The 11294-nt window shown below is 34.7% G+C and carries 9 protein-coding genes; 4 read left to right on the plus strand and 5 right to left on the minus strand.

The features are described 5' to 3' along the window. Positions 1–59: 59 nt before the first annotated feature. The 4 genes from H4O20_RS10735 (at position 60) to H4O20_RS10750 (ending at position 5759) form a co-directional block, all read left to right on the plus strand. A complete protein-coding gene (locus tag H4O20_RS10735; RefSeq protein ID WP_185099246.1) occupies positions 60–533 on the plus strand; it encodes a regulatory protein RecX in 474 nt (157 codons plus the stop codon). Positions 534–985: 452 nt separating this feature from the next. Next, the gene (locus H4O20_RS10740; RefSeq protein ID WP_185099247.1) at positions 986–1780 is read left to right on the plus strand and encodes a GLPGLI family protein; all 795 of its coding nucleotides are present in this window, start codon (positions 986–988) and stop codon (positions 1778–1780) included. Next, a complete protein-coding gene (locus H4O20_RS10745) occupies positions 1752–4412 on the plus strand; it encodes a carboxypeptidase regulatory-like domain-containing protein (protein ID WP_185099248.1) in 2661 nt (886 codons plus the stop codon). The genes H4O20_RS10740 and H4O20_RS10745 overlap by 29 nt, the downstream gene beginning before the upstream one ends. A gap of 228 nt (positions 4413–4640) precedes the next feature. Beyond that, positions 4641–5759, plus strand: coding sequence for a M23 family metallopeptidase (locus H4O20_RS10750; protein ID WP_185099249.1), 1119 nt, complete (start codon positions 4641–4643; stop codon positions 5757–5759). A gap of 6 nt (positions 5760–5765) precedes the next feature. Here the strand turns inward: H4O20_RS10750 and H4O20_RS10755 are convergent, their stop codons facing one another. The 5 genes from H4O20_RS10755 to radA form a co-directional block, all read right to left on the minus strand. After that, a complete protein-coding gene (locus H4O20_RS10755) occupies positions 5766–6281 on the minus strand; it encodes a DUF6646 family protein (RefSeq protein ID WP_185099250.1) in 516 nt (171 codons plus the stop codon). A gap of 38 nt (positions 6282–6319) precedes the next feature. Then, positions 6320–7174 (minus strand): cupin-like domain-containing protein, encoded by an 855-nt coding sequence (locus tag H4O20_RS10760; RefSeq protein WP_185099251.1) that lies wholly within the window; start codon positions 7172–7174, stop codon positions 6320–6322. An 85-nt stretch (positions 7175–7259) separates the two neighbouring features. Beyond that, positions 7260–8624 (minus strand): acyl-CoA dehydrogenase family protein, encoded by a 1365-nt coding sequence (locus H4O20_RS10765; protein WP_185099252.1) that lies wholly within the window; start codon positions 8622–8624, stop codon positions 7260–7262. Positions 8625–8691: 67 nt separating this feature from the next. Continuing rightward, a complete protein-coding gene (locus H4O20_RS10770) occupies positions 8692–9828 on the minus strand; it encodes a M23 family metallopeptidase (protein ID WP_185099253.1) in 1137 nt (378 codons plus the stop codon). A gap of 103 nt (positions 9829–9931) precedes the next feature. Then, entirely contained in the window at positions 9932–11293 is a 1362-nt protein-coding gene (gene radA / locus H4O20_RS10775) for a DNA repair protein RadA (RefSeq protein ID WP_185099254.1), read from the minus strand. Between the last annotated feature and the right edge of the window lies 1 nt (position 11294).

Raw genomic sequence — 11294 nt, forward strand, 5'->3', positions numbered from 1 at the left:
TAGGGAAATCTAACTGATCTTAAGTCCTAGTAGGATTTAAAGTCACTAGCTTTCATATTATGAATGAAAATAAAACATACACCGTAGATGAAGCTAAAAGGCGATTAGAACGCTATTGCGCCTACCAGGAGCGTTGCCATAAGGAAGTGCAGCAAAAGCTTTACGAGATGCGTATGATACCCTTAGCGATAGATGAAATTATAGACCACTTATTACGTCACAATTTTTTAAATGAAACAAGGTTTGCTCAAACCTTTGCCCGTGGAAAGTTTAGAACGAAAAAATGGGGGCGAAATAGAATAGTGAATGAATTGAAAATGCGACAAATTTCAAAATTCAACATTAAAATTGCGCTAAAGGAAATACCAGATTCTGAATACATTAAAACATTTGAAGCCTTAGCCGAAAAGCGGTTGCAGCAATTAAGTTCGGAAAAAAATCTTCAAAAAAAACGAAAAAAGCTGGCAGATTATCTCTTTTATCGCGGGTGGGAAAGTGAGTTGGTTTATATGAAAACTTTAGAAATAAAGTAATAATGTTATGTAATATTTTGAATTTAAGATATATATTTAAGCATTCTATACTTGAATTGTCAAAGCGCGCTGACCTTTCATACTCTCCCCTTTAGAATGGACGTAAGCTGAAAAGTCCGCAATAGAGCAGGCTAATTTTAAATTTTTATGTTATGAAAAAAAATCATAACATTAGTAATTGGGCTATTATTTTAATTTGGTGTTTATGCCGAAAATAATAATTCATCAGTAGAGATAGAGATCTCTAAAAAGAACGTTATTACCGAACTAGCTCCTGCGATTATTTGCACAACACTTATTGGTGTCGATTGTAATGAAGATGGAGTTTATGAGTATATGGCTGTTGTTGATTGTGAAAATGCAGATGCAGGTATTGAACAATTTTTAGCTTCCTGTTAATACTATCTAACTAATTATTAGTCTTATTTAAAGAATTTTTATAACATACAATTATGCCTTTAAAAGTCTTACTATTATTTTTAACTATTTTAAAATTTACCATTTGTATATCACAAACAGAACAGGGTTTGATTCGCTATGGCGAAATACAAAGCTTAAGTTTGGGCGCACCCATAGGTGTAGATTACAATGCGATATTAATGTTTGATAATAATTCATCGTTATACATCACAAGGAAAGATTCTTTGGAAAAGACTAAAATTGATGGTCAAAAATCGGTTATTACTGCACAAGGAAGTAGTAATTTTACAGCAGTAACCAACGAAAAAGGATTTCAGTATAACAATTTAATTAAAAAAGACAGTTTCTATGCCCGTGATCTTGGTTTTAAATATGTAAAAGAAAAAACACCTAAAATTAGTTGGAAGATTGAAAAGGAAACTAAAAACATAGGACAACTTACTTGCCAAAAAGCTACTGCCACCTTTAGAGGTCGCGATTATACAGCCTGGTTCGCACCAGACATACCACTACCCTATGGGCCATGGAAGTTACAGGGTTTACCAGGGATTATTCTGGAGGCCTATGATACCAACAAAGAAATTTTCTGGTACTTTAAATCGCTTGAATATCCGGTTACCACAATGATATCAACTTTCAAGCAAGTTACTCCACCAAAAGGGAAAGATTGGATAAGTATAGAAACGTTTAAAGAAATCCAAATCAAAAACTTTAAAGAATCGCAAATTGCTGGAAAAATGGTTGCTGAAAAAATGAATATAGAAACCTACTCCAACGATACAATGAAAAATTCTTATATTGAAGTTTTTGATGTTGAGGATAAATAAAGTAAATAATGAAACTTTAAAAATATATCTTTTATTTTTATTCTGGTTTTACATTTCACTAGCTGGGGCTCAAACTGTTACGGGCACAATAACCAATGGAACTACATCAGAACCCATAGAAGATGCTTTGGTTATTGCTAAAAATGGTGATGAGGTGGTTAGCTATACCTATACGGATATCAATGGCTATTACAATTTAAAGGTAAATAATTTTGCAGAAATTACACTTACAGCTTCGAGCTTAGGATTTGCTTCAAAAAATTTAAAAATACGTTTTATTGAATCTCAAGTAAATCATGTTAGCGATTTCCAACTAAACGAGAAAACTGAAACACTCACCACAGTAGTTTTAAAAGCAGATGAAAAAATAAAAATAAACCGCGATACCATTAGTTTCCGTATTTCGGCTTTTAAGGATGCCAGCGAGCGTACCGTTGAAGATATGCTAAAAAAACTTCCTGGTATTGAGGTTGATGATGATGGGAATATACGGGCATTAGGCAAACCCATTCAAAAGATATTAATTGAAGGTGATGACCTTGCAGATAGTAACTACAAAGTAATTTCAAAAAACCTTGACATCACTGTTCTCGATAAAATTGAAATAATAAATAATTACGATGAAAATCCCGTTTTAAAACAATTTCTTTCTTCTGAAAATATTGTTTTAAACCTTAAACTTAAAAAAGATAAAAAGTCTGTTCTCTTTGGAAAAGCCGAAATAGGTGGTGGTATTGAAAATAGATTTTTGGGCGATGTAAATTTAGGTGTAATAAATCCACTTGTAAAATTACTCAACCTCGCTAATACAAATAATACTGGTAGTCCAGCCGATAGACAGTTTGGCGTCTATACCTATTCTCCAATTGGTTTTAACGATTTTACTAAGGATTTTTCTATTAATCAAAATCCAATTGTCTTTTTAAGCGGTAGCACAAATGAACTAAATACCGAGAATTATATCGAAAACACTTCATTTTCGAATAACCTTTTAATAAACAAACGTTTCTCGGATAGTATTAAACTACGAAACTCTCTTTATTATTACAATGATTCATTTGAGCAATATTATAAAAGCGAGTATCAATACTTTGTAGAACCAAAAGATATTTTCTTCAAAGAACAAAACTCTTTTAACCAACAAAAATTTAATCTTAGCAATGATCTAAAAATTACCTTTACGCCTACAAAAGACAGAAACATTACAGTTGCCAATACACTTACCTTTTTAAATGGAACAAGTAAAAACAGCTTACTCTTTAATGAGGAAAACATTCAAGAAACTCTTCGAAATAAAACGAGGGAACAAGAGACCCAAATCCAACTTACCCAGAAGATAAAATCTGGAGCTGTTGTTATTGATTTTTATGTTGGAAGCAAAAAGTTAGACCAGATTTTCCAAATCTTACCAAATACTTTTATTGCTGACAGTGTAAATCAAAATACTTTAAGTTATTCAGATTATAATACTACCTTGGATTATCAGGGCTTGGATGCAAGTCTTGTTTTTAAAAACAATAAAACCTCTTACTCATTTACCGGGGGTTTTCAGCATATTAACGAAACCATAAAAACTAAATCCTATTTAGGCTTTCAAAACCAAAATGAAAAGATTGATAGTCTTTCCGGTAGAAATACGGCTCGCAGTCTAATCCCACATTTGCAGTTTAAAATAGAAGAAGAATTGTATCAAGATGTTTTGCTTTACGCAAACTTAGATGCTATCTGGAACAGTTACAATAAAAACAATTTTTCAAATAACTTTTTTCTACCCAATCCAAGTGCTGGTTTGAGGATAAGAAAAACTAAAACGGGCACCTATCATTTTAAATATTCCTATATCTCCGAAATACCAAGATTAAACTATCTTACGGATAATTTTATGATAAAAAGTTATCGCAACTTGAGTCTTGGTATCTCAAAACCAGAGGCTCTTAAAAGTCACAGTTACACTTTTAACTATACTTTTTCGAAAGTGGAAAAGCGGATATTATTTAACGTTTCAGCCACTCATCGCAAATTTTTGAATCAAGTAAGTTTTAAAAACTCTCTTGGCCAAAATACAGATATAACTCAAAGTATATTTAGTCCAGGACAAAAATTATGGTTGTTTCAAGCTAGTTTTACTTCATATATTGACCCTATAAATACCTCTGTTAAAATTGGGTATCAGAAACAGTTTTCTGAACAAGCTGTAATAATTAATAATAAAAATACAAAGTTAAAAAACAACACTTCGCAATATTATTTATCGGGAACTACCTATTTAAAAGGAGTGGTTAATTTTAAATTTTTAGCAAACTATACTATAAATGCAGGTGAAAATGGAAGAAATACAATACGTAACGAACGTTATAAATTTGAACTGAAAACCATTTTCAATATAAACAAAGTATTCATTGCCACCCTTGAAAGTAAAGGATATCTAGTTTCTTCACAATTTTATGAGACCAACAATGCGGAAATCGAATTTCGTCCGAAAGGTAAAAACTGGACTTTAGGACTAAAGATTATTAATATATTTAACGACAAAGAATATATTTTTGAAAATAGCTCCGATTATGTACAGACCGCTACAGTATTTGAAGCCGTTCCACGCTATGGAATTTTATATGGAAGATTTAGGTTTTAAACACATAAACTATTCAAACTCAATGTTTGGATAAGGTTAATAGAAATTATTAACTCGGAATATCAAAAAGCCTTTAAAGATTTGGTATAGAAGCGGTTGAAACAATTGGATTCAGAAAAAAAATAAAAAAAAAGCGAAAAAAATTGGCAGATTATTTATTTTACAGAGGTTGGAAACCAGAATTGGTTTACAGCAAACTTAATGAAGTTGATTAAAAACTAACTCACTATGGTTCAAAACATTATTTTATTATTAAGCTTGGTACTTTTCACTTTATCCTGTAACAAGAATGAATCTATAGACGCTTCACCTAATATACTTGTGGCTTTACCCACACCTCCTGTGAAGGTGAAAAATACTAATGGGGAATGGGTAGTTTACGAAATGCACATAAAAGCACCTTCATTAAACAAGGTTTCCATATTTAATGCAAATACATTACAATTAAACTACAGTGATTTTAATACAAGAGAAAATTTGCACATCGCGAGTATTTGGCTTCCATTTCCAAATCAAGGGTGGCAGGAAAATTTGATGGAGCATGTGTTTGAATACATAGATAACCAAGGAAATACAAAACATCATACTTTTAATTTAAAAATTGAAAATGAATATCCAGAACCTATAAGCATTAACTTTCCTGTGCCCCAAGGCGTTTGGCTTGCAGAAGGTGCTCCTGGTGCTACATCGTACCATACACGTGCCATTTTTCCATATCCAGACCCGCTTTTCGATTCTACTCAACAAGGATATTTAATAGGAAATAATCCCCAGCGTTACGCTATAGATTATGCCCTATTAGTTGATGGTCTTCCCTATGATAGCGACGGTTCAGCATTAGAAGATTGGTATTGTTATAATCTTCCTATATTGGCTGCAAAAGGTGGAAAAGTTATTTTTACCGAAGACGGTATCCCAGATAACCAAACACCATTTCAATTAGATTACCCAACGGACATTAATAACGCTACCGGTAATGTTGTTTATATTGAACACGACGACGGAACCATTGGCACTTACTGCCACATGATTCCAAATTCCTTATTAGTGGAGGTTGGAGATATTGTTAGTGCAGGTCAAGAAATTGGACGATTAGGAAACTCTGGAAATTCCTTTGCTCCTCATTTGCATATGCATGTTCTAATCAACCCTGAACATAAACAACTAACAAAATATGCTGATGGACTTTTTATGGAAAGCATGCCCTATACATTCTCAGATTTTATAAAACTTGGAAATCTACCTCCTGGGTATTTAGATGAAAATCCTATAACTCCATTCGTTCCCACCACATCCGAAGTGTTTACCAATGTTATACCATCTGAAAGTGATGTAATAGCGTTTTAATAGTTATTAAATATTAAAAGAAGCTCCCAAATTAAAAGTTACCTGATTGTGAAGTTTTTCAGCAGATGTTAAAGTATCGGTGTTATACTTTGCAAAAGGGATATTCATTTCTGTAAAAATACCAAAGCCACTAGTAAAGAAATAACGAGCACCCAAATGACCTCCAAAGTTTTTTAAACTGGCATAAAGTCCGGGATATACATCAAAATTTTCATCAACGTTTATCACATTGCCTAAATTGGCATTAAACCTTGCTTTTAAGTCAAAACGGTCTGCAAATTTTGCTATTGGCTCCTCATTACCTGCAGGTGTAATGTATGTTTTAACATCTAGCAAATAAGAAGAAGTAAGTCCTACAGAAATGTTTTCACCCATACCGAAGTCTAAACTGGTCATAACTCCTGTACCGTTATTTTGTAAATTGGCACCGACTTGAAATTTTACATCTCCTTTCCCTGTATAGGCTTGAGCAAAGGTTAATTGTAAACAAAAAAGGGCTATTATAGTTGCAAATGTTTTCATCTTAATTTTTTTGACGAATATAGTTAATTATACAATTATTAAAGTGTTTTATTAGTGCGAACAATAGCTTGTTCATTTTTCCAATCAATCCATTTCTGACCCTTAATTTTTCGCATAAATTGATCGTAGTAACGCATAATAACAATATTGTAAATTGCTTTAGCTAAATTTTTCGGGTTTCTAGCAATGGCGCGTAAACTCATTGAAAAACCTGGTGTTATATAACGCATATAATGCCAATACCCTTCCGGCATATACAACACATTTCCGTGTTCTAAATTAGCAATATATCCCTCGGCTTTTTTTAAGGCGGGCCACTTGGTGTAGTCTGGATCGTGAAAATCTATATCTTCTCTCGTAATTAGAGAATGAGGGATTTTATACAAGTAATCATTCTGGGTTTGGTCAAAGAGAATCACTTCCTTTTTACCTTGAAAGTGAAAATGGAAGATATTTGCCAAATCGATATCATAATGCATAAAGGTATAAGAATCCTTCCCTCCGAAAAAGAGCATCGGCAAGCCTTTCATCAGTTTCAACCCAAAATCTGGGTATGAAAAATCCTTCTGAAGTTGTGGAACTTCTTTTAAAATATTCCAAAGAAAGATTCGGTATTTAGTAGGTTCTTTTTTAAGAAGGGCTACGTATTCTTTCATTTTCATTTCCGCATGCGGCTCATTAAACCCATCTTTATGACTTACGGGACGATCATCATACAAAGGCACCGTCTTGTCCCCTGCTACTTCGGCCATATAGTCTAAATTCCATTTGGTATAAGCTGGCCAATCCTCTATAAACCTTTCAATTACAACTGGTTTTTGGGGTTTAAAGTAATTCTTCAGAAAATCTTCTTTGGTAATGGCCTTTACCCTATCTATTTCCTTTAATTTCATAGCTTTAATCTTAGTGCAAATTTACTAATCTAGAGCCATCCTATGGAGATTGTTAATATAACTTTAAGCATTTATCAATAAATGATTAAACAAAAGCGCTATACCCCGTAATTGCGCGCCCTACAATTAGGATGTTAATTTCTTTAGTGCCTTCATAACTGTAAATTGCTTCGGCGTCTGCCACGAATCTAGCTACGTCGTATTCTAGAAGAATTCCATTCCCGCCCATTACCTCTCGAGCGCGACTTACAACATCACGAGTTCGCATGCTACAAAACACTTTTGCAAGGGAAGCGTGTTCATCTGTTAATAAACCTTCATCCTGCAATTCAGAAAGTCGGAAACACATAGTTTGCATTGCCGTTAAATTGGCAACCATTTCTACTAAGTGATTTTGAATTAATTGATAGGAAGCGATTGGCTTTCCAAATTGCTCCCTCTTTTTGGTATATTTTAATGCAGCTTCGTAAGCTCCACGTGCACATCCTACGGCTTGCCAAGCCACTCCTGCTCTCGTCATTCGCAAAACCTTGGCCGTGTCTTTAAACGAATCGCATTTCTGTAATCTATCACTTTCCGGTACTCGACAATTGGTTAGGGTTATGATAGCGTTTTGGACGGTACGCAGCGCCATTTTGTTCTCCATTTTCTCCGCTTTAAAACCAGGGTTTTCCTTACGCACTAAAAAACCTTTTACTTGGTCTGAAGCTTCATCACGCGCCCAAATAATTATAACATCGGCAAACGTAGCATTACCTATCCACTTTTTTTGTCCGTTTAAAACCCAATCATCCCCTTCTTTTCTACAAGTTGTTCCTAAACCACCTGCCACTGCCGAGCCAACTTCTGGTTCTGTAAGCCCAAAGGCCCCTATTAGCTCCATACGCTGCATTCTAGGTAACCATTCTTGTTTTTGCTCCTCACTTCCGCAAACATAAATTGACCCCATTGCCAAACCGCTATGGACGCCAAAAAATGTAGAGATGGAGACATCAACTCGAGCCAGTTCCATGGCTATAATACCTTCCATTAAAAACGGATGATTTTGCGACCCTACACCTTCGTATGCTATTCCACAGATGTCTAGTTCAGCCATTTTTGGAATAATCTGAAATGGAAATTCAGCTTTATTCCAATACTCATTTGCAATTGGCTTTATCTCATCTTCCATAAAATTGCGCACTTTAATTTGCAGCTCGCGTTGTTCTGGTGTTAACTTTAAGGCCAAATCATAAAAATCCCCATCTATAGGAGGTAATTTATGTTGCCCCTTTTTGCCTCCTTTATGTTTTAACATTTTCATCAAGCCAGCCAACTGCCTATCATCGAGTTCCCCAACAGTTTTCATTATTTCTGGTAAATCAACTTTTTGTGAAAGTTTCCCCAAGGCATCAAGATCAATATCCTGCATTAAACTTATTGTTTGCTTTATTTTTTTAAAAATAGACATAGTGGTTTTTTTAAGAGTTGACTCCTAAAGATACCAATATGTGAATTTGTGAATGGCTAAATAAAAGTTAATTTGATGAAAGTGGAGTAACTTCCCTCTCGTATACATATCCTTTTAAACCTTTTGAAGACTGAATATGAAACCATTCTTGGCTTTTTCCCAATACGCTTATAGTGTCATTTTTTCGAAGCACACATAATTGTGGAAAAATGGAAGCAGGACCTTTTCGAACCTCAGCAATATGCCTTTTAACCACAGCTCGATTAACTATTGAAGGTTGATCAATGGTTTGGATTTCGGTTTTCTTTATAAATGAAATTGGGTTTACAGCACCTTGTTCCTTGTAAACTCCAAAATGTAGATGTGGAGGAAGCTCTATAGCATTACCCGTGTTTCCAACAAAACCAATAGTATCACCAATTTTCACTTTGTCACCTTCAGAAACTATAAAGCTGTCTAAATGGGCATAGTAAATTCTCTTTTTCTTTAATTTATCGGTTATCCAAACTTGTAAACCACCAAACCCGCCATTTCCTGTAGAAGAGATTGTTCCATCTGTAATTGCAATAACTGGTGTTCCTCGCTCGGCAAAAATATCCACTCCTTCGTGGGAACGACTTCCCGTATCCCGTGGGTCTGCCCAAAACCCTTGAATATCTTTATTAACCCCGCCAACAACTGGAAACGGATATAGCGGTTCAGAATATATTTTTAACTGAAAAGAGCCTTTCATGTTTAATTGCGGCTGAAGAATTAGCTTGTATAAACCCGATTCTTCGATTTCTTTTGAAAACATAGATTCAAATTCTTCAGCGCTTGTTAGCAGCCTTAAAGAATCCTTTTTCACTTCAAAAAAGTCAATAAAAACTAAACTGGAATCAACTTGTTTTTGAAGATCTACAACTATTCGTTCCCCTTCTTTAAGTTGAATGTTATAACTGTAAACATTTAATTCATCTTCGGTATAAACTCCACTTTCAGAATACGGAAGCGTTATTTGAAGGTTGTCGTGCTTAGCTTTTTGAAAAGCTTCCTTCCAACGAATAAAAGTTGAGTCGTTTTCAGAAAATTGTTGCTCATAAGCTAAACGCGCAGGGAGTTTTAAAGGTTTTTCAGAAATTTCTACGTTCTCTTGAACATCTTCCTTACAACCCGCAAGTAGTAATCCCAAAAAAAATAAGATAATAAATGTTCTTTGATTCATTGCGAGACTAAGTTAATAGAAAAATTACCAAAAGCCATCCCGTCTTTGAGCACACTTTTTAAAACAATTAGCGAGCTTATTCGATTCACATTCAAGAATATCATCAACCAAATAGATGGTGTACCACATCGTGAACTTTAGCCACTTTAATAATATTTATATGGAAATTGTTTTTTGGAATTTTACAATATTTTGAGATAACAATCGCAGTAAAGCCAAGTTTCTCTGCTTCTAAAATTCGTTGTTCTACTCGAGTTACAGGACGCACCTCCCCTGCTAAACCAACCTCAGCAGCGAAGCAAAGTCGTTTGTCTATTGCAATATCAATATTTGATGAAAGTACAGCTGCTACAACTGCTAAATCTATTGCTGGATCATCCACTGTTATGCCCCCTGTTACATTTAAAAAAACATCTTTAGCGCCAAGTTTAAAACCGGCTCGTTTCTCTAAAACAGCAAGAATCATATTTAGTCGCTTGGCATTATATCCCGTTGCACTACGTTGAGGCGTACCATATACCGCACTACTAACCAAAGCTTGAATTTCAATCATAAGTGGACGCATTCCTTCTAGTGTTGCAGAAATTGCAGTTCCACTTAAATCTTCTTCGTTTTTAGAAATTAAAATTTCTGAAGGGTTTGACACTTCGCGAAGACCACTGCCCTGCATTTCATAAATTCCTAATTCGTTGGTGCTTCCAAAACGGTTTTTATTTGCGCGAAGAATTCTATAAATATGGTTTCTGTCACCTTCAAATTGCAGGACGGTATCCACCATATGCTCCAATATTTTCGGTCCAGCGATATTGCCATCTTTAGTAATATGACCAATTAAAATTACTGGTGTAGCGGTTTCTTTTGCGAACCTTATAAGTTCAGCAGTAGTTTCTCGAATTTGAGAAATACTACCTGCAGCACTTTCAATATGATCTGTATGTAAAGTCTGTATAGAATCGATTACCACGATGTCTGGAGCAACTTCTTCTATATTTCTGAAGATATTTTGTGTTTTAGTTTCGGTTAAAATAAAACAATTCTCTGAGCTTGGTTGAATACGCTCGGCTCTCATTTTAATTTGCTGCGCACTTTCTTCTCCTGAAACATAAAGTGTTTTATAGGGAAGTTGTAATGCAATTTGAAGCATTAAGGTACTTTTCCCTATTCCCGGTTCTCCCCCTAAAAGCGTTAATGAACCTGGAACCAAACCGCCACCTAACACTCTGTTTAACTCGTTATTTTGAGTATCTAATCTAGCTTCTGCTTGAGTTGAAATTTCGGAAATACGTTGCGGTTTTGCCAGTCGCTTAGCGGTGGTTTCAGAAGATTTCCAACTTAACTTTTCAGCTTTTTGGATTACTTCTTCTGCAATTGTATTCCATTCTTTACAGGAAGTACATTGCCCCTGCCACTTTGCAAATTGTGCTCCACAATTCTGACAAAAAAATGTTGTTTTAGTTTTAGCCATA

This window comes from Aequorivita sp. 609 (assembly GCF_014212065.1).
Taxonomy (GTDB): Bacteria; Bacteroidota; Bacteroidia; order Flavobacteriales; family Flavobacteriaceae; genus Aequorivita; species Aequorivita sinensis.

Bases quoted from the DNA above. Each gene is read 5' to 3' on its own strand.
- H4O20_RS10735 (WP_185099246.1), top strand. From the start codon at position 60: ATGAATGAAAATAAAACATACACCGTAGATGAAGCTAAAAGGCGATTA.
- H4O20_RS10740 (WP_185099247.1), top strand. From the start codon at position 986: ATGCCTTTAAAAGTCTTACTATTATTTTTAACTATTTTAAAATTTACC.
- H4O20_RS10750 (WP_185099249.1), top strand. From the start codon at position 4,641: ATGGTTCAAAACATTATTTTATTATTAAGCTTGGTACTTTTCACTTTA.
- H4O20_RS10755 (WP_185099250.1), bottom strand. From the start codon at position 6,281: ATGAAAACATTTGCAACTATAATAGCCCTTTTTTGTTTACAATTAACC.
- H4O20_RS10760 (WP_185099251.1), bottom strand. From the start codon at position 7,174: ATGAAATTAAAGGAAATAGATAGGGTAAAGGCCATTACCAAAGAAGAT.
- H4O20_RS10765 (WP_185099252.1), bottom strand. From the start codon at position 8,624: ATGTCTATTTTTAAAAAAATAAAGCAAACAATAAGTTTAATGCAGGAT.
- H4O20_RS10770 (WP_185099253.1), bottom strand. From the start codon at position 9,828: ATGAATCAAAGAACATTTATTATCTTATTTTTTTTGGGATTACTACTT.
- radA (WP_185099254.1), bottom strand. From the start codon at position 11,293: ATGGCTAAAACTAAAACAACATTTTTTTGTCAGAATTGTGGAGCACAA.